General features: G+C 63.3%; 17 protein-coding genes and 1 riboswitch. Of the genes, 1 reads left to right on the forward strand and 16 read right to left on the reverse strand.

Annotated elements, in window-relative coordinates:
• Positions 1 to 11 precede the first annotated feature (11 nt).
• The 4 genes from rplM to Bravens_RS03635 all read right to left on the reverse strand — a co-directional run bounded on the left by rplM (position 12) and on the right by Bravens_RS03635 (position 4,889).
• On the reverse strand, positions 12 to 455 hold the full coding sequence (rplM, locus tag Bravens_RS03620) for a 50S ribosomal protein L13 (protein ID WP_062020379.1): 444 nt from the start codon (positions 453 to 455) through the stop codon (positions 12 to 14).
• Between the two features lie 415 nt (positions 456 to 870).
• Complete coding sequence (locus Bravens_RS03625) at positions 871 to 3,303, reverse strand: bifunctional metallophosphatase/5'-nucleotidase (RefSeq protein ID WP_062020381.1); 2,433 nt, start codon at positions 3,301 to 3,303, stop codon at positions 871 to 873.
• A 141-nt stretch (positions 3,304 to 3,444) separates the two neighbouring features.
• Positions 3,445 to 4,332: a tRNA pseudouridine(38-40) synthase TruA gene (gene truA / locus Bravens_RS03630; RefSeq protein ID WP_062020383.1), complete on the reverse strand. Its 888-nt coding sequence runs from the start codon at positions 4,330 to 4,332 to the stop codon at positions 3,445 to 3,447.
• Positions 4,329 to 4,889 carry a LemA family protein gene (locus tag Bravens_RS03635; RefSeq protein WP_167346390.1) on the reverse strand — a complete coding sequence of 187 codons (561 nt, stop codon included), beginning with the start codon at positions 4,887 to 4,889 and terminating at the stop codon, positions 4,329 to 4,331. Before Bravens_RS03635 ends, truA begins: the two co-directional genes overlap by 4 nt.
• 161 nt (positions 4,890 to 5,050) lie before the next feature.
• On the opposite strand from Bravens_RS03635, the gene Bravens_RS03640 reads away from it, so the two are divergent.
• Positions 5,051 to 6,181: a glycosyltransferase family 4 protein gene (locus Bravens_RS03640; protein WP_062020387.1), complete on the forward strand. Its 1,131-nt coding sequence runs from the start codon at positions 5,051 to 5,053 to the stop codon at positions 6,179 to 6,181.
• Between the two features lie 52 nt (positions 6,182 to 6,233).
• Here the strand turns inward: Bravens_RS03640 and Bravens_RS03645 are convergent, their stop codons facing one another.
• The 12 genes from Bravens_RS03645 to guaB all read right to left on the reverse strand — a co-directional run bounded on the left by Bravens_RS03645 (position 6,234) and on the right by guaB (position 18,672).
• The gene (locus Bravens_RS03645) at positions 6,234 to 6,893 is read right to left on the reverse strand and encodes an energy-coupling factor transporter transmembrane component T family protein (RefSeq protein ID WP_244878108.1); all 660 of its coding nucleotides are present in this window, start codon (positions 6,891 to 6,893) and stop codon (positions 6,234 to 6,236) included.
• A 14-nt stretch (positions 6,894 to 6,907) separates the two neighbouring features.
• Complete coding sequence (locus tag Bravens_RS03650) at positions 6,908 to 7,669, reverse strand: ABC transporter ATP-binding protein (RefSeq protein WP_062020391.1); 762 nt, start codon at positions 7,667 to 7,669, stop codon at positions 6,908 to 6,910.
• Positions 7,670 to 7,684: 15 nt separating this feature from the next.
• Entirely contained in the window at positions 7,685 to 8,296 is a 612-nt protein-coding gene (locus Bravens_RS03655) for a biotin transporter BioY (protein WP_239233702.1), read from the reverse strand.
• A gap of 931 nt (positions 8,297 to 9,227) precedes the next feature.
• Positions 9,228 to 10,817, reverse strand: coding sequence for a glutamine-hydrolyzing GMP synthase (gene guaA / locus Bravens_RS03660; protein WP_062020395.1), 1,590 nt, complete (start codon positions 10,815 to 10,817; stop codon positions 9,228 to 9,230).
• Positions 10,818 to 10,890: 73 nt separating this feature from the next.
• On the reverse strand, positions 10,891 to 11,370 hold the full coding sequence (locus tag Bravens_RS03665; protein WP_062020397.1) for a DUF3817 domain-containing protein: 480 nt from the start codon (positions 11,368 to 11,370) through the stop codon (positions 10,891 to 10,893).
• Positions 11,367 to 12,221, reverse strand: a complete 855-nt coding sequence (locus Bravens_RS03670) for an SURF1 family protein (RefSeq protein ID WP_062020399.1) — start codon at positions 12,219 to 12,221, stop codon at positions 11,367 to 11,369. Before Bravens_RS03670 ends, Bravens_RS03665 begins: the two co-directional genes overlap by 4 nt.
• Before the next feature lie 8 nt (positions 12,222 to 12,229).
• Positions 12,230 to 13,348, reverse strand: coding sequence for a GuaB3 family IMP dehydrogenase-related protein (locus Bravens_RS03675; RefSeq protein ID WP_061941896.1), 1,119 nt, complete (start codon positions 13,346 to 13,348; stop codon positions 12,230 to 12,232).
• A 178-nt stretch (positions 13,349 to 13,526) separates the two neighbouring features.
• Positions 13,527 to 14,300, reverse strand: a complete 774-nt coding sequence (locus Bravens_RS03680; RefSeq protein ID WP_062020401.1) for a TenA family protein — start codon at positions 14,298 to 14,300, stop codon at positions 13,527 to 13,529.
• Between the two features lie 96 nt (positions 14,301 to 14,396).
• Entirely contained in the window at positions 14,397 to 15,296 is a 900-nt protein-coding gene (thiD, locus tag Bravens_RS03685) for a bifunctional hydroxymethylpyrimidine kinase/phosphomethylpyrimidine kinase (RefSeq protein WP_062020403.1), read from the reverse strand.
• Complete coding sequence (gene thiE / locus Bravens_RS03690) at positions 15,293 to 15,991, reverse strand: thiamine phosphate synthase (RefSeq protein ID WP_062020405.1); 699 nt, start codon at positions 15,989 to 15,991, stop codon at positions 15,293 to 15,295. The genes thiD and thiE overlap by 4 nt, the downstream gene beginning before the upstream one ends.
• Positions 15,988 to 16,845 carry a hydroxyethylthiazole kinase gene (gene thiM / locus Bravens_RS03695; protein ID WP_062020407.1) on the reverse strand — a complete coding sequence of 286 codons (858 nt, stop codon included), beginning with the start codon at positions 16,843 to 16,845 and terminating at the stop codon, positions 15,988 to 15,990. The genes thiE and thiM overlap by 4 nt, the downstream gene beginning before the upstream one ends.
• Positions 16,833 to 16,926, reverse strand: a riboswitch (TPP riboswitch). Its footprint overlaps the gene before it by 13 nt.
• A gap of 225 nt (positions 16,927 to 17,151) precedes the next feature.
• Positions 17,152 to 18,672, reverse strand: coding sequence for an IMP dehydrogenase (guaB, locus tag Bravens_RS03700; RefSeq protein WP_062020409.1), 1,521 nt, complete (start codon positions 18,670 to 18,672; stop codon positions 17,152 to 17,154).
• Positions 18,673 to 18,677: the final 5 nt, after the last annotated feature.

Below are 18,677 nucleotides of genomic sequence, written 5' to 3' on the forward strand. Positions count from 1 at the left end.
GCCTTGGGCGCTTACTGCGCGACCTGGCTGATTTCGTACTTCTGCGGGTTCTGCGAGGCGTGCGGGTGCTCAGCACCTGCGTACACCTTCAGCTTGCGCATCTGGGCACGGCCGAGGCGGTTCTTGGGGATCATGCCTGCAACAGCCTGCTCCACTGCACGCTCGGGGAACTTCTCAAGGAGCTCTTCGTAGCTGAGGCTCTTGAGACCACCCGGGTAGTTGGAGTGGCGGTAGGCGCGCTTCTTTTCCAGCTTGTCGCCGGTCAGCACAATCTTGTCCGCGTTGATGATGATGACAAAGTCACCCGTGTCGATGTGAGGTGCGAATTCCACCTTGTGCTTGCCGCGCAGCAGACGAGCTGCCTGCGAAGCAAGGCGACCGAGAACGACGTCAGTGGCGTCGATGACGTGCCACTGGCGCTCGACATCGCCGGGCTTTGGTGTGTACGTACGCAAAAGTTGCCTTCTTTTCGTCTCTAGCTTCCAAGCCACACACGTCTGCCTGACAAGGTCGTGAGTCTTGTTCAGCAGTACTTGACTTGCTTGAGGTGCACGGTACGCGTATACATTTCCCGCTTATCCTGCAACGCGACTAGAGGTCTGCGGCGTGTGTATCTGACGTACAGCGACTGTCAATGTTAGCGCGGAAGCACACACCTTTGCAAAACGGGGCTCGTGTGTGGTTGAGCGCGTGTGCTGGACTGCTCTCACGAGGTGGAGGTCGGCCTGATCTTCTTGTTTGGGTTCTGTTCGAAGGGTGTGCAGGCACTCGGACTTCGAACACAGAAACGCTTCGGCGGGCAGCTCCCCTGTGGGAACTGCCCGCCGAAGCGTTTACGTCTTAGAACTTCAGAGCGTCGAGAATCTCAGTTCAGTTCACGTCTGCGTTCTTGCGGCGTGTGAGGACAAGTGCACCAGCACCGGTCAGCAGCAGCGCAACTGCCGCAGCAGCAGCCAGGCCGACTTCAGTACCCGTACGCGGCAGCGGCTTGTTAGCAGCTGCGCCCGGCTTCTTGTCACCAGCTTCAGGCTTTGCCTTGTCACCGGCCTCAGGCTTGTCCTTGTCACCGGCTTCGGGCTTGTCCTTGTCACCGGCCTCAGGCTTGTCAGCCTCGGGCTTGTCCTCAGCAGGCGCGTCGGCAGGAAGGACGTTCACGGGGATTTCAACCTTGCCGCCGATGGGCAGCGGGTTGTTGTCCCACCATCCGGCGTTCGGAGCAGCAATGAGGGTGGCGGTCATCTTCGGACCCTTCACCGGCTCGGCCTTACCTTCGTCTGCCTTGCCTTCGCTCGCAGCTTCGGCACCGTCAACCTTGCCGCCGGCCTTCGGTTCGTCCTTCTTGCCGGCGTCCTTCGAGGCGGTCACCTTGAACTTCACTTCGGACTTGCCTTCAGGCACCGAGTCGAACTGTGCAACGTTCTTCTTGTCCTTGACGGCGTGCTTGCCGAGGTCAACCGAAACACCCTTCGGCAGGTCGAGGGTCATCTGCAGCGGGCCCTCGATCTTCTTCTTGGCGTTGAACTGAACGCTGATTTCTTCGGTGGTGCCGGCCTTGATTTCGAAGGCGTCGTCCTTGTTCGACGGGTGCTTGATGGAGACTTCGAGGTCACCGTTCTTCATGACGTCCAGCGCGGCATCAGCCTGGCGTTCGTCCTTGTCGGCCTTCACCTTCTTGCCCTCATCCTGGCGGGCGTTGAAGTAGGCTTCCCAGATTTCGAAGTCGGTCAGACCGGACTGTTCGAACTTGCCGTTGGCGAAAGCGGTGAAGTTGTCACCACCGGCTGCCAGGAAGGACAGGGTGGCCACCCTGTAGGTCTTGTTCGGGTCGATGTCCTCACCATTGACCTTGACGGACACAACGTGCTTGCCGCGTTCAGCCTTGGAGTCGTAGATGACTTCGAGTTCCTTGGAAATGCCCAGGTGCAGGAACGGACGCGAAGCGCCATCAGGCTGCCACTGCTCTTCGAACAGCTGGATGACGTCCGAGCCCTTGAGAGAAACAACTCCGTGGTCGTTGGCGAAGGGAAGGACCTGGTTGAGCTCAGCAACCGTGACTTCACCCGGCTTTTCGCCATTGAAGATGTCATCAACCTTCAGGTCGGTGCGCAGACCGCCCGGGTTCGTAATGGCGAAGTCCGACTTCTCCAGCTGGGTCAGGCCGGTGCCTTCGTTGAGGGCATCGGCAACCAGGTTGCCGAGTGTCGATTCAGCACCGCGGTCTTCCTGGCCGTCCTCTTCGAAGGCGCGCGTGATGTCTTCGTCGATTTCACCGGCGACTTCCTTGCCGATTTCATTCGACTTTTCGGTAGCTGCCTTGATGATTTCGCCGGTCTTGCCGATGACCTCTGTCGAAGCTTCCTGGCCCTTGGTGTCGATGATTTCCTGGCTGTCGATGGTCCAGTTGCCATCGCCCTTCGAGGTCAGGTTGACCGCGGCGACGTTCTTGCCGTACTGGCCAGCCTGCATGACGGGGACGGTGTTCTCGCCCTTCTTGTAGGTGCAGTTGACCGGAACGTGGGTGTGGCCCAGGAAGAATGCGTCAACGGAATCATCAGCGGCGTCGAGGATGCCCTTGACTTCCTTGCTCTTGCCGAGAGCAGCATCGCAGCTGTCGCCCTCAGCCGATCCGTTCATACCGACGTGAGCCTGGACGATCGTGACGTCCGGGGCTTCACCCTCCGGCAGTTCGGCAATCTTCTTCGAGGTGCGCTCGACGGCTTCGGCAGTCTTGCCGAAGTCAAGCATGTCGACTCCCGACGGGCTGACGAGGCTTGCGGTTTCCTGCGTCACAACACCGATGACGGCAATCTTGATGCCGTCCTTTTCGATGATTTCGTAGTCCTTGACACCTTCGGAAAGTTCCTTGGTGCCCTTCTTGTAGACGTTCGCGGCCAGGTGCGGGAACTCCGCCTTGTGCTCGCCAGCCAGCACGCGCTCGCTGAAGTCTTTGAAGCCACGATCGTATTCGTGGTTCCCCATTGCCGAGGCGTCGAGCCCCAGAGCGTTGAGGTAGTCAATCGTGGGCTCGTCTTTCTGAGAAGACGAAACGTAGGTGCTTGCACCGATGTTGTCACCAGCGGACAGCAGAACCGAGCTGCCCTCAGCCTTCGCCCGTTCGTTTTCCACCGTCGAGGCCATTGCCTGACCGTCCGGGTCGGCAATACGTCCGTGGAAGTCAGTGATTCCCAGCACCTGGAGCTTGGTGCCCTCCGGGGCTTCTGCAAAAACCGGCATTGCGCCGAGAGGTGCGACGAGTACGGCGGCGGCAGCGCCTCCGTACAGCGCACGGCGTGCTTTGAGCATGTTCAGTCCTTAAGCTTCTGATTCAGCGCTGTTCGCGCGTTTCTGAAAAAGGTCTGAGCACAGTGTTACAAATCTGAGATCTTTTTGGGGACTTTTGCATGAATTCCATATGGATTGTTCGTAAAGAGGCCGCGTCGCCCACTAGCTTTCGCCCAGCTCAGCCGAGCTTCGCCGGGCCCGTGTCTGCGCCGCCCGCGCAGCCCATTCAGCCTCCGGCGGATAGCCCACCTCTTCCATCACAAGCCCCGCCCCGGGGGCGATGTAGAGCGGTTCCGGGCTTTCACCTCGTGAGTTGGCGTGCTCAAGAAGCTCAGCCGGGTACTCAGCCGACCACACCCCCGTGCCCACCCGAATGAGGCCGCCGACGATCGCGCGGACCATATGGTGGCAGAAGGCATCAGCGCGCAGACGGAAGACAATCACCCCGTCGGCATCGCGGCCGACCGAGATCTGCTGCAGCGTGCGGATGGTCGTCGAATCCGGGCGGGGTTTGCAGAACGGCAGGAAGTCGTGCAAGCCCAACAGACCAGCAGCGGCCTGGGCCATGGTGCAGGCATCAAGAACACCCTTGTGACGGACCGTTGCGGCCGCCAGCAGCGGGTCGAAGAACGAATCGTCATCTGCAAGCCGGTACGAATACGACCGCCACTGCGCCGAGAAGCGCGCATCGAAATCATCTGAAACCGCCGAGGCCCCGTGAATAACGACATCGTGGGCATCCAACCGAGTCAGCGCACCGCGCAGGCGGCTGACCAGGGCAGATTCAGGTGTGCGCGAATTGCCGTCCCGATCAACCCGGCGCTGCCCCACGAGCGCGGCGATCTCTTCTTCACCCAGGTCCAGGTGAACAACCTGTCGGCGGGCGTGCACTCCCGCATCGGTGCGTCCGGCTACAACAGTGCGCACGGGGGTGCGGCAGACCAAAGCGAGCGCCTCTTCCAGGGTCCCCTGGACGGTGCGCAGCCGCGGCTGCACTCCCCACCCGTGGAAGCTGGTGCCGTCATAGCCAAGATCGAGTCGAAACCTCACGAACGAAACTCTACGACGGGCTCCGCTTCGACGTCTTGGTACTCCATGGGAACAAGCGCCGGAAAAGCAGCCCGCAGGACAACAGCCGTCGGCTGGCGCCGCTGCGCGGTGTATTTGGCAACCGCCAGGTTGTAGTAGCGGATTCCGGAGACGATCCGACCTTCGATGATCCGCATCTGCGCGTGCAGGTCGATTGCCGCGCCCAGGCTCTGGCGGTGCCGGTCGACTTCAATAAGTCCGATGGCAAGCGCATCGATCGCATGCGTCAAACGCTCTTCAGCCTGGCCGATTTCGGAAGCGTCTTTGACGGTTTTGGCCCTCCGCAGGGCATCTTGCACGGACTTTTGGTGGTGCTCGTCCTGCTCCGAATGAGCGGTCGCCATGCGCAGGTACTCGGGAACGAGAGCGTGCCGATCGGTGCGCACCTGGTCCAGCTGCCGTCGGGCTTCACTCACAAGGTCAAGTGCCAACCGCAGCTGCGAACCTCGGGTGTACAGGAGGTAGGCCAGACCCAGGCACAGGACAACGACAACGGTCACGAGGATGATCTCAGCCATTGTGCCTCCCTTGTCTGCCGTCTGGCCTGCCGTGCGGGCTTCACTCATGCTATCGGCAGCACCCGGTACCGGAAAGAATTCGCCGGAATGGTGGCCGAAAGTTCACCTTCGAGTGTTCTGGGCGTACCTCGGGGGCCACCTGTGTGGACGATCCTCAAACTGTGAGAGTTGCGATTGTTGCTGAAACTTTTCTGCCCCAGATGAATGGTGTTGTCGGAAGTCTCCTCAAGGCGATTGAGCACATCACCGAACGCGGCTACGAAGCCCTCGTCATTGCTCCGGGCACCCGGATGGGCGGTCCGCGTGAGTACATGGGCGTGCCGATTGTCTACGTTCCCTCACTGGCGTTCCCCGCTTACAAAAGGCTGCGTGTAGCGCCCGGCGGTGTGGCTCGCATTCGCCGCATCCTGGCTGATTTCGCGCCCGATGTTGTGCACATCGCCTCCCCGTTCCTGTTGGGCTGGCGTGCGGTGCAGGCCTGCCAGGAGCTCAACATCCCGTCGGTCGCGGTCTATCAGACCGAAGTGCCGGCCTACGCGGCTCGCTACGGACTGACCGGAGTGGAGTCCATGCTGTGGGGTCACGTGCGCAATATTCACAACCGCGCCACCATGACGCTCGCCCCGTCTACCCCGACGATTGAACAGCTGGAATCGCACGGTGTTGACCGGATTGCCAAGTGGGCCCGAGGTGTCGACGCTGCCCGCTTCCACCCGGACCGCAGGTGCGAGGAATGGCGACAGTCGGTGGCCGGTGGGAAGAAGATCATCGGCTACGTGGGCCGGCTGGCCGCGGAAAAGCAGGTGGAGAACCTGCGGGTGCTGGCCGATGTGCCGGACACCAAGATCGTCATCATCGGCGAAGGTCCGCTTATGGGCCGCCTGCGGGCCGAACTGCCGAACGCGCACTTCACGGGCTTTCTCGGCGGTGAGGCTCTGGCTCGCGCTGTTGCAGGCTTTGACCTGTGCGTTGCACCCGGCGAGTTTGAAACGTTCTGCCAGACGATTCAGGAGGCCATGGCTTCCGGCGTTCCGGTGGTCGCGCCGGCGCGCGGCGGCCCGCTGGATCTGGTTGACCATTCGCGCACCGGTTGGCTCTACGCTCCGGGCGATGTTGCTGGTCTGCGCGATCGCGCTCTGGATCTGCTGGGTGACGATGCCAAGCGCCGCGCCTTTGCGCAGGCTGCTCGGGCCGAAGTCGAGTCCCGCACGTGGCGCGGAGTGTGCTCGCAGCTGATCGGCTACTACGCTCAGGCGATCGCCGCTCACGAAAACCTGGCGCACGCCCGGTGACTGGCACCTCGTGAGTTCCGGGGCATAGGCCCCAGTCCCGGAGGTTGCGGACTTACTCTCCCGAGGTGCCGCCCGGCTCTTCGACCAGGCCGCGCGCCTCGAGGGCGGCTCCGGTGTCGATGGCGTAGCGCACGGTGCCGAGCACGACCGGCACGGAGCGGGCCCGGAGTGATCTTTCGAGCCCGCGAGCGCGGGCGGAGTCTGCGGCGAGCCCCACGAGGTCGGCAATGTAGGACACGCTGCGGATGGTGAGCGCTGCGGCAAGGCCCACCGTTTCAGGGCGCACGCCCACCCACCCCAAGGGCTTGGCTGCTGCAGTGAAGACAAGCAGCAGTTCGCTGATGCTGGTGGTCAGGATCAGCACGGACGCGCCGATGACACCGGCGAGCATGGCTGTGGCGACTCGGGCGGCGGTGGGCACGTCGGTGAAGATGAGGTTGCCGACCACCAGAAGCAGCATGACAGGCCACATGCGCACCAGCGGCAGGATGATTCTGCCCAGCGGCAGGCGCGCGGTGAGTGCAATGAGCACGATGAGCACGAACACCGCCCCGTTGACCCAGGCGTCGCGCACGACGATGACGGGCAGACTGGTGAGCACCAGGGCGATCACTTTGACCCACGCCGGTGTGCGGTGCAGCCAGCCGGGAATCGGCCAGCGCACGCCGAGGAACTCACCGCGACGCCGCTGAACCGTGCGCGGCTTCGGCATGGCCGACTGCGGAATCATGCGGAGTCGCGGGGAGGTCGGCAGGTGCTGCGGGCGGCTGACACTGCGGCTTCGCGGTAGTGGGCGATCGCCTGGCCAGCGGGACCGTCGAATGCAATGGCGCCGTCGTCAATGACGAGTGCACGTTCGGCATCGGCGGCGAATTCGAGGTCGTGGGTCGTGGTGATGATCTGCACGCCACGGTTTTCGGCAAGTTCGTCGAGGGTGTCGCGCAGGAGTGTGCGGTTTGTCAGGTCGAGCAGGGTTGTCGGTTCGTCCATCAGCAGGACACTGGGCTCAACCGTGAGGACGGAGGCGAGTGCCACCAGCTGGCGCTGTCCGCCGGAGAGTTCGTACACCGAACGGTCGGCTAGTCCGGTCAGGCCGAGTTCGTCGAGCACGGCAAGCGATCGTTCGCGCCTTTCGCGTTTGTTCTTTATACGTCGGAGCGAGAGTTCAATGTCTTCGATGACGGTCGGCATCACCAGCTGAGCGGCCGGGTCGGTGAACACGAAGCCGACGTTCTGGCGAACCGCGCGCCCGTCATCGACGGTGTCCTTGCCGTCAACGGCGACCCTGCCCCACGTGGGCAGGGTCAGGCCGTTGATCATCCGCAGGAACGTGGACTTGCCCGAACCGTTGGCGCCGATGACGGCCACGCGCTGCTCATTGATTTCGCAGGTGAAAGGGCCTGCGAGGGTGCGCCATTGGCGCTCTGGACCGCTTTCTGCGGAATCAAGAACAGCGGCGTGGGCGCCGTCGAAGACAATGCTTGCCATCAGCGTCGAGTGGAATCAGCGTCGTGCGAGAACCGGGAAGGCCCGCAGGACCATGACGGCAAGGAGTGCTGCAACGGTGGTCTTGATGACGTCACCGGGCCAGTAGGCCATGTCAGCAACCGTGGCGGCGCCGAACGGGATACCGCCGTTGATCGACATGCCGGCAATGCCCATGAAGTGCAGAAGAACCGATGCGGTCAGCAGGGAGCCGAGGATCATCATGACGACTCGGCCTGCACCGGAGAAGCGACGGTAGGCAAAGCGGGCGGCCCAACCGGACAGCAGCGTGTAGAACGGGAAGCCCAGAATGAAGCCAGCCGAGGGTCCGGCGAGGACGCCGATTCCGCCTCGTCCGCCTGAGAACACGGGAAGACCCAGGAAGCCCAGGGCCAGGTAGAGCAGCACGGCGATGAAGCCGCGGGTGGGGCCCAGCACCATACCGGTGAAGGCCAGCATGAGGGTCTGCAGGGTGATGGGAACGCCGACCGGGCCGACCGGGATCGGCGGCACGAGTGCGAACACCCAGATGAGCGCCGCGAAAACGGCGACGAGGGCAACGGACAGGCCGGCAGAAATGCCCTGCCCGCGGGCGCCGGTCTGCGGCGCGGAAACGTTGGTGGAAGTCATGAGGAGCATCGTACCTGAACACTGTTCAGGTACAGAAATCGGCTGGCTTGTTCTGGGCACCGCCCCACCTCAGGAAAATCACGAGGTGCCGCCCCAGCTGGGACCGGGTCTCCACCTCGGCGTGGTGCTGGGGCAGCCATCCCAACACTGCCCCACGCCTTAGCAACAAAAACACCCCTTAGCAGTGGTTGCTAAGGCGTGGATCCCGGCTAACGGGAGTCTGCCCACTGCTAACGGGTGGATTCATTGCTAACCGGTGTTTCTGCCGGGCGACGGGTGACCGGCTGGGTCAACACCTGTGGGGCTGGGCACCGCCCCACCTCAGGAAAACCACGAGGTGCCGCCCCGGCTGGGACCAGGCCTCCACCTCGTCATGGTGCTGGGGCCGCGCCCCACCCCCGCCCCACGCTTTAGCAACAAAAACACCCCTTAGCAGTGGTTGCTAAAGCGCAGATCCCGGCCAAAGGGAGTCTGCATGCGGCTAACGGGTGGATTCATTGCTAAGGGGTGTTTCTGCCGGGCGACGGTTGCGCTGGCACCCAACGCACCCGCACCCCAAACGCAGCTGCGCCGACAAGCGGTTGCTTGCCGGCGCAGTGTGGCTAGGCGGGAGGTCACGTGCGGCTTATGCCCCTCGAGGCCTACACCTCGTTCTACTGCTGGGGCAGCCATCCCAACACTGCCCCACGCTTTAGCAACAAAAACACCCCTTAGCAGCTACTGCTAAAGCGCAGATCCCGGCTAACGGGAGTCTCCGCACGGCTAACGGGTGGATTCATTGCTAACCGGTGTTTTGCTGGGCGACGCTTGCGCTGGCACCCAACGCACCCGCACCCCAAACGCAGCTGCGCCCACAAGCGGTTGCTTGCCGGCGCAGTGTGCTGAGGCGGGAGGTCACGTGCGGCTTATGCCCTCGAGGCCTCCACCCCGCTCACTCCCATTCGATGGTGCCCGGGGGCTTCGAGGTGATGTCTAGGACGACGCGGTTGATTTCGTCGACTTCATTGGTGATCCGGTTGGAGATCTTCGACAGCGTGTCGTAGGGCACGCGGGTCCAGTCGGCGGTCATGGCGTCTTCACTGGACACGGGGCGCAGCACGACGGGGTGTCCGTAGGTGCGGCCGTCGCCGGCAACACCAACGGAGCGGACATCGGCCAGCAGCACAACGGGGCACTGCCAGATGGTGTCGTCCAGACCTGCGGCGGTGAGTTCTTCGCGGGCAATGGCGTCGGCTTCGCGCAGAATGCTCAGACGCTCTTCGCTGACCGCACCGACAATGCGGATGGCCAGACCAGGACCGGGGAACGGCTGACGGCCGACAATCACCTCGGGCAGGCCGAGTTCACGGCCGACCGCCCGAACTTCGTCCTTGAACAGCGCACGCAGCGGTTCAACCAGCTCAAACTGGAGGTCGTCCGGCAGACCGCCGACGTTGTGGTGGCTCTTGATGTTCGCGGTACCCGATCCCCCACCGGATTCGACAACGTCCGGGTAGAGGGTGCCCTGCACCAGGAACTCAATGTTTTCACCTTCGCCCTCCCGCGATTCCGCGACGAGTTCAGCGGCAGCCTGTTCGAAGGTGCGGATGAATTCGCGGCCGATGATCTTGCGCTTCTGTTCGGGATCTTCGACACCGTCAAGTTCGCTTAGGAACTTCTGCGAGGCATCGACCGTCACCAGGCGCACACCGGTTGCGGACACGTAGTCCTGTTCGACCTGTTCGCGTTCGTTCTTGCGCAGCAGGCCGTGATCAACGAAAACACATGTCAGCTGGTCGCCGACCGCACGGTGGACAAGAGCTGCAGCAACGGCCGAGTCAACACCGCCGGACAGACCGCAGATGACCTTCTTGGCGCCGATCTGTTCGCGGATGCGGGCGACCTGTTCGTCGATGATCGAATCGGCTGACCAGTCCGCCTTGAGCCCTGCGACCTTGAACAGGAAGTTCTCGATGGTCTGCTTGCCGTATTCGCTGTGCATGACCTCCGGGTGCCACTGCACACCGGCGAAACAGCGCTCGGTGTCTTCGATCGCAGCAATGGGAGCACCGGCGGTGCTGGCCAGAACCTTGAAGCCTTCGGGTGCGGTTTCAGCGGAGTCGCGGTGGGACATCCACACGGTCTGTGCGGCAGGCAGACCGGCCAGCAGAGCGCCTTCTTCTGTGACTTCGAGTGCCGTGGAGCCGTATTCGCTGGCACCGGTGCGCGCTACGCGGCCGCCGAGTGCCTGCACCATGGTCTGGAAGCCGTAGCAGATGCCCAGCATGGGCACGCCGAGATCGAACACTTCCGGGTCGATCGACAGGGCATCTTCCGCGTTGACCGATGACGGTCCGCCGGAGAGCACAATGGCGACCGGCTTTTTGGCAGCGAATTCGGCAGCGGTTGCGGTGTGGGCAATGATTTCGGAGAACAGCCCGGCTTCGCGTACACGACGTGCAATCAGCTGCGCGGTCTGCGCACCGAAGTCGACGACGAGGACGGGGCGGGCGTCCGTACCTGTTTCGGGGGTCTGGGTCATGCTTCTATCCTAAGCGTTCGCAGAGGCGATCCTGCCGATGCAGGAGGTGGTCAGGCGGTGGTACTCGCAGTGGTCAGGCGGCTGATTTCGGCGCGACGACAACAGCGTCGTCGAGTTCCTTTTCGCCGCGGCGGTGGATTTTCGCTTCAACAATGAACGACATGACCGGAACAACACCGGCCAGCGCCAAGACGAGGAGGTTCTTCAGGCCCCACTTCATCTGCGAGTTCAGCCAGAAGCACACGATCAGGTAGGCCACGTAGCACCAGCCGTGTGCAATGGCGACGGCCGCGGCGGCGTTGAAGCTGCCGAAGGTCAGTGCTTCTGCCGGGTTGCCGCCCATCATGAGTCCCCAGATGAGGTACTTGAAGATCATCTCAATGGTGAGGATCAGCAGCATGACACCGGTGATGATCGCCATGATCCGGTAGAACCGCAGTGCATTGCGGGCGGACTGCCAGCGGTTGAGGGTGAACACCGCATTGGGGTCGTCCTCGTTGAAGTCCGGGCGGCGGTCCAGGGGGTCACCGCCGTGCTGGGGATCGTTGCTCACTGGGGGTCTCCGTTCTTGGGAGTGCGGGGCAGCTTTTCGCCGGCGTCTTTCACGACCACGTATTCAACGGGCGCTTGGTCTTCCCGGCGGAGTGCATTGTATTCGTCGCGCAGCAGGCGGAACCAGATGTACACGGCGAAGACTGCGAACACGATCCATTCGAGCGCGTAGAACGCCGATTGGAGGTCAAAGCCTTCGTCTTGCGGTTCCTGATAGGGAACATAGGACAGCTGGTCACCGCCGATGCCGACTTCCGGCTTTTCCTGCGGGAAGAGAAACGCGGAGTACGTGTAGACGTCGAAAAGGTTGACTATCTGCGAGGTGGAAACGGACCGGACTACTCCTTCGGGGAGGTCCTTGGTGTCCAGTGGGCCTTCGATGGGGGCTATGCGGGCATCAAGGGTGACATCCTGATCCGAGGCGGTGCTCGCCTTGGCTGTTTCGAGGTCTTCTGTCCAGCCGCGCACCACCGGAATGGCGGTGGGTTTGGATTCGAGCTGGTCGGTGTCTGCGGCCTGGGCGTATTCGGGGTCGTCCGGGGCGAACATGGTGACAACCCAGTAGCCCTTGGTGCCGTTCAGGTAGCGGTCGTCGATGACGACCTGCTGATCCGGCAGGAAGTGCCCGCTGATGGTGACTCGCTGGTCGGCCAGGTAGCCCGGCATGGGCCCCTGGGCTTCCATGATGTCGTTGAAGGGCTTCGCCACCGCGAGTTCGGGGTTGTCGGCCTGCTGACTCTTGGACTGGGCACGGTCAATCTGCCATGCGGACAGCATGACGAATGCGGTGACCAGCAGCAGGACGAGCGCCAGGAATCCCAGCCATCTGGGTTTCAGGGCGAGACGAAGCACGGAGCCCCTCAGCTTTCGGCGTCGACAACCACGTTGACGCGCTGGAAGGACTTAAGGTCCGTGTAGCCCGTCGTGGCCAGGGCACGGCGGAGGGCACCGGCGAGGTTGACTTCGCCGACTGCCGAATGGCCGGGCCCGTGGATGAGCTGTTCGAGCGGTGCGACGGTGCCCATGTGCACGCGACGGCCGCGTGGAAGTTCCGGGTGGTGGGCTTCTGCGCCCCAGTGGTAGCCCTGGCCGGGAGCTTCTTCTGCGCGAGACAGTGCCGAACCGAGCATGACGGCGTCCGCGCCCATGGCGAAGGCCTTGACGATCGAACCGGTGGAGCCCAGCCCGCCGTCGGCGATCACGTGGACGTAGCGGCCGCCGGATTCGTCCATGTAGTCGCGGCGGGCCGCCTGGACGTCGGCGATAGCGGTGGCCATGGGCACCTGGATGCCGAGCGTGTGGCGGGTGGTGGATGCCGCACCGCCGCCGAAGCCAACCAGAACACCGGCAGCACCGGTGCGCATGAGGTGCAGGGCCGGTGTGTAGGCACTGACGCCGCCGACGATCACTGGGACGTCGAGTTCGTAGATGAACTGCTTGAGGTTGAGCGGATCGGTGGTGCTGGAGACGTGCTCAGCAGAAACCGTGGTGCCGCGGATGACGAAAAGGTCGACGCCTGCGTCGACAACGGTCTGGTAGAACTCCTGGGTGCGCTGCGGCGTGAGCGCACCGGCAACCGTCACACCGGCTTCGCGGATTTCAGCCAGGCGGGCGGTGATGAGTTCGGCCTTGATGGGTTCGCGGTAGATCTCCTGCATGCGCTCGGTGGCGCGCTGGTCGTCAAGCCCCGCGATTTCGTCAAGCAGCGGCTGGGGGTCTTCGTAGCGGGTCCACAGACCTTCGAGGTCGAGAACGCCGAGCATGCCCAGACGGCCAAGCGAAATGGCTGTTGCCGGGCTGACAACAGAGTCCATGGGAGCAGCCAGATAGGGCAGGTCGAACTGGAACGCGTCGATCTGCCATTGGAGCGAGACATCCCGAGGATCGCGGGTGCGCCGCGAAGGGATAACCGCTACGTCGTCAAGTGAATATGCCCTGCGTCCGCGCTTTCCGCGGCCGATTTCCAACTCTGTGCTCACGCGTCCCAGGGTACCCCAGGGCTCTGACACGAATGCGGGCCGCCATGGTCGGAACCACAGCGGCCCGCACTCTGTCAGCCTTCCGTGAAGGCCGGCCCTAGGCACCATTCACGAAGCGCCACTCCCCCGAACCTGTCAGGCTCAGGCAAGCGGCGCCTCGTGAATCAGAGTCAGCCCGTCAGGGCATGGGGGTTGTCCAGTCTTCGTAGACGTGGGCGCTGGCCCAGAAGTGCAGTTCGTACAGGCTGGCCTGTTCGAACACGGCCTTCATTTCGGCGCGCAGGGCCGGGGTGGCCTGTTCCATTTCGCGTTCGAGGATCGCGACTGCTCCGCGGGTGGATTCGTCGAATTCGGGGCTGTCGTACATGGTGATCCACGATGCGAAAGGGTGGCCTTCCAGGTTCGATCCGGCCTTCTTCATGAGCACCTTGCCGATGTGGGCGTACACCCAGAAGCACGGCAGGACACCGGCAACACCCACCTGGTAGGGGCGCAGGGCAGCCGTTGCCATGAGAAACGACACGTAGCCCAGCGACGTGGGGCTGGCGATGACGGCTTCGGCATCGCGGCCTTCATCGGAGCCGCGCTCACCGTGGCGCAGACCGCGGGTGCCCGCGGTTTCCTGCTGGATTTCCTTGACCAGCGGAGCGAAGACCTCGTCAGCGAAGACGGCTTCGTGGAGTTCGTTTTCAGCGACAACGGCTTCCGAGGTTGCTCCGGCCCAGAACTCCATGTCGTCGTTGCGGGAGGACTTGCTGGACAGCTGCGCCATGGCACGGCCGTAGCCGTCCAGGTAGACCTCGTCCTGCAGCAGGTAGTGGACGAAAACCTTGGGGTCGAGGCTGCCGTCTGAGAGCTGTTCGATGAAGGGCAGGGCTTCGATGTCCTTGATGATGGGCTCGACGTGTTCCCAAAGTTCACGGCTGTGGGGGCCGGCGATGAATTCGCTCATTGTGTCTCCTGACAGTCGTTTTTCAGTTGTTGTATTGCGGATGGCGTGGTTCTGCGGGCAGTGCTGCTGCCGACACTGCCGACAGCGCCGCTGTTCTCAGCGGGTGATGTCGACGATGTGGTCGACCGGTCCGTGTGCGCCGTCGGGATTCAGCGCCAGCTGCCAGTCGGCTGCACTGCCGATGGCGCGGGCCAGGTAGTCGAGGGCCGCACCGACGGCGTCGCCCAGCTGCTCCCCGGTCGAGGCGCCGGCCGGGTCTTCGCCTGCCTGAGTCAGGGCGTGCCGGCGGTGGGCGACCTCAGCTGCGATGGCCGCCGACAGTGTGCAGCCGGTGCCGTGGGTGTTGGGTGAAAAGACGCGCGGGTGGCTGAATTCGCGCCACGCGATGTCGTCGTCTTCGGCAACCGCGAGGATGTCGGTGACGATGTCGTCTGCCCCGTGGCCGCCCTTGAGGAGCACGGCTTTCGGGCCCATTTTCAGCAGGCGGGCGGCCTGTTCGCGCATCTGTGCGGGGGTGCCGGCTTCGGGTTCGTCATCGCCCAGCAGGAGTGCGGCTTCCGGCAGGTTGGGGGTGATGAGGCCGGCCTGCGGCAGCAGAACTGTGCGCACCGCATCGATGGCGTTTTCTGCCAGCAGTCGGTGCCCGGATGTGGCGACCATGACGGGGTCGACCACGAGGAAGCCCAGACGCCCAGCCGCCGCGTAGTCGGCTGTTGTCTGCACGAGTTCGGGTGTGCCGAGCATGCCGGACTTGGTGGCATCAACGTGGATGTCGTCGACGACCGAATCGAACTGGTCGATCACGAAGTCGTGGTCGATTTCGTAGATGCGGCTGACCCCGTGGGTGTTCTGTGCGACGAGGGCGGTGATGATGCTGGCCCCGTAGGCGCCGCGCGCGGTGAAGGTTTTGAGGTCCGCCTGGATTCCCGCACCGCCGGAGGGGTCAGTGCCGGCGATCGTGACGGCGACGGGAGGACGAGGGCCGGTTGCGGTCATGAGTTTTCTCCTGTGTAGGCCTGAAGAATGCTGCGTGCGGCCGCCGCTGGGTCGGGTGCGGTCATGATGGCTGACACGACGCAGATTCCCGCAGCACCCGTGCCGCGCAGGGCTGCCGCGTTGTGGTCTTTGATGCCGCCGATGGCAAAAGCGGGCAGGCCTGCCATTTCGGCGCGTTTCCGGAAACCGTCAGGGCCGATGGCGCTGCGACCGGTTTCTTTGGTCTGGGTTGCGTACACCGGACCAATACCCAGCAGATCGACTTCCTGACTGCGGGCGCGTTCAAAGTGTTCGGGTTCTTGGGCTGAAACTCCCAGCAGCGGTTCCGCACCGATGCGCTGGCGAACATCGTCTGCTGACATGTCGCCCTGGCCGACGTGCACGTGGACTTTCCGGCCTTGCTCCAGCAGGCGGGCGGCGACATCAACGCGATCATTGACGAAAACGGGGATTTCGGTTTGGATGCCGTGTTCCTCACGGGCCTGCTGAACAGCATCGAGCACGCTCACCGTGAGCTTTTCGAAGCCGGCGTCGTCAATGTGCTTATCGCGCACCTGCACAATGCCCACTCCCCCTGCAATCGCCTGGGCGACGGTGTCGGCAACTGTGCGGCCAACACTTTCGGCCATCGCCGTGTCGGTCACCAGGTAGAGGTCGGTGCTGTATTCGGACAGGCGGCCCAGTGGTGCGCTCATGCGGTTCCTCCTGTTGTCCACGTGGTCTGGATCCGGGCTAGGTCTTCAGGCCGGGCAGCGTAGAGGCCGTCGAGGAAGTGCGCGGCAAATGTGCCGGGCCCATTGGCTCTTTTGTGCGCTGACTGGGCGGCCGAGGTGAAGTGCAGGTGCGCAGTCGCTGCGGCCATGCCGGTCCTCGCCTGCTGGCTGAGGTCCTGTGTCTGCGGGGTGTGGGCGGCTGCTGCCGCGTATGCGGCGGTGAGCGCTCCGAGCGAGCACCCCGTGCCGATGACGCTGGGCATATAGGGGCTGCCGCCGCTGATTGTCACGGTGTGCGTGCCGGAATCGTCAGCAAAGACAATGGCGTCGGATTCCCCAGAAACAGCGGCGACGATACCGGTCTGGGCGAGGCTTGCGGCTGCGCCGAGGGCGTCGTCAACTGAGTGCGTTGAGTCGGTTCCGCGGGCGCTGCCGGACTGCTGTGCCAGGCCGATGACCTCCGAGGCGTTGCCGCGCACAACCGCCGGGCCGCTGTTCAGTGCGCGCACAATCCGGGAAGTGCGGTGCGCTGAGATCCCAAAGCCCACGGGGTCGAGAACCCACGGCTTGCCGGCCTGGTTGAAGGTGTCGATGGCAGCGTCAGCTGACAGGTACTGGTGCGACGTTGGAGTGCCGAAATTGATGAGCAGACCATCGGCAATGCCGGCGAAATCAGCGGCATCGGCTTCGTGGTCGATCATGGCGGGGCTGGCACCGGCCGCCAAGAGCACATTCGCGGCGAACTGCTGAACAACCGTGTTCACAATGCAGTGCACTAAAGGCGTGCGCTCACGCAGAGACTCAAGCAGCGTGCCCGCATAGTCTTTGAGTTCCATGACATCCCTTCGCTGGTCCTAACCACACAGGTTCAACGGGTTAATCTCAGCCGCTGTATTACGGCACCCCGTGTCACTACGCTCACCCTAACACCCACCACTGACACAAGCGCATGGCGCAGAGCCACGGCACAATCCCGCTCCGCCACAGACTGGTCCGCAGACCAGCCGACAGACCAGACCAGCGGGCCCGAGAACCGCGACCTCCACCTCGTGAGAAAACCCGCAAAAACAGCTGTGCGCCCGGCCAGAGGCGCGGGCGCACAGCGGATGTTCACAAGCGACAGCCGGTCAGGCTGCGGCGGATCAGTGGTAGTTGGGGGCTTCCTGGGTGATCTGAATGTCGTGCGGGTGGCTTTCCTTCAGACCGGCCGTGGTGAGGCGCACAAACTGGCCCTTGTCCTTCAGTTCCCGAATCGAGCGGGCACCCACGTAGAACATGGTCTGGCGCAGGCCGCCGGTCAGCTGGTAGGCCACCTGGCGCAGCGGACCGCGGTAGGACACGCGGCCCTCAATGCCTTCCGGCACGAGGTCGGTGTCGGTGGCGACATCAGCCTGGAAGTAGCGGTCCTTCGAGTATGACTTGCCCTTGCGCGGCGCCATTGCGCCCAGCGAACCCATACCGCGGTAGGCCTTGTACTGTTTGCCGTTGACTAGGACGAGTTCGCCGGGGCTTTCCTCACAGCCGGCCAGCAGTGAGCCGAGCATGACCGAATCAGCGCCGGCGACAAGAGCCTTGCCGATGTCACCCGAGTACTGCAGACCACCGTCGCCGATCACGGGCACTCCGGCTTCGCGGGCGGCCTGGTAGGCCAGGTTGATTGCGGTGACCTGCGGGACACCCACACCGGCGACAACGCGCGTGGTGCAGATGGAGCCTGGGCCCACACCCACCTTGATGGCGTCAGCGCCGGCGTCGATGAGTGCCTGAGCGCCCGCGCGGGTGGCCACGTTGCCGCCGATGACCTGCACGTTCTTGAACGCCGGGTCTTTCTTCAGCGACTTGATCATGTCCGTCACACCGCGGGCGTGGCCATTGGCGGTGTCGACCACAAGCACGTCGACACCGGCTTCGGCCAGCAGGCCCGCGCGCTCAAAGGCATCGCCGTAGAAGCCGACCGCGGCACCGACGAGCAGGCGGCCTTCGCCGTCCTTCGAAGCGTCGGGGTATTCGTCGCGCTTGACGAAGTCCTTGACCGTGATGAGGCCCTGGATCTTGTTGTTTTCATCAACCAGCGGGAGCTTTTCGATCTTGTGCTCTGCCAGAAGTTCGTAGGCCTTTTCAGCCGAAACGTCATGCGGGGCGGTGATGAGCGGCATCTTGGTCATGATTTCGCCGACCGTGGTGGTGGCGAAGTCAGCGCGCGGCACAAAGCGGAGGTCGCGGTTGGTGATGATGCCGACCAGCGTGTCATCGTCATCCACCACCGGCAGGCCTGAAATGCGGTACTGGCCACACATGTAGTCGAGCTCTTCGAGCGACTTTTCGGCGGTGATCGTCACCGGATCGGTGATCATGCCGGACTCGGAGCGCTTGACGTAGTCGACCTGGGCAGCCTGGTCTTCTTTCGACAGGTTGCGGTGAATGATGCCCAGACCGCCGAAGCGGGCCATGGCGATCGCCATGCGGGATTCCGTCACGGTGTCCATAGCGGCTGAGACCAGCGGAACCGCGATGTCGAGTTCGCGCGTCAGTCGGGTTTTCGTCGAAGCTTCCGACGGGATGACATCGGTGTCGCCCGGCAGCAGCAGGACGTCGTCATAGGTCAAGCCGGTAAGCGAAAACGGATCTTCTGCGTCTTTGAAATGCTGGTGAACCTCTGGCACGAGAA

Origin of the sequence: Brevibacterium ravenspurgense, assembly GCF_001584615.1 — a bacterium.
Lineage (GTDB): Bacteria > Actinomycetota > Actinomycetes > Actinomycetales > Brevibacteriaceae > Brevibacterium > Brevibacterium ravenspurgense.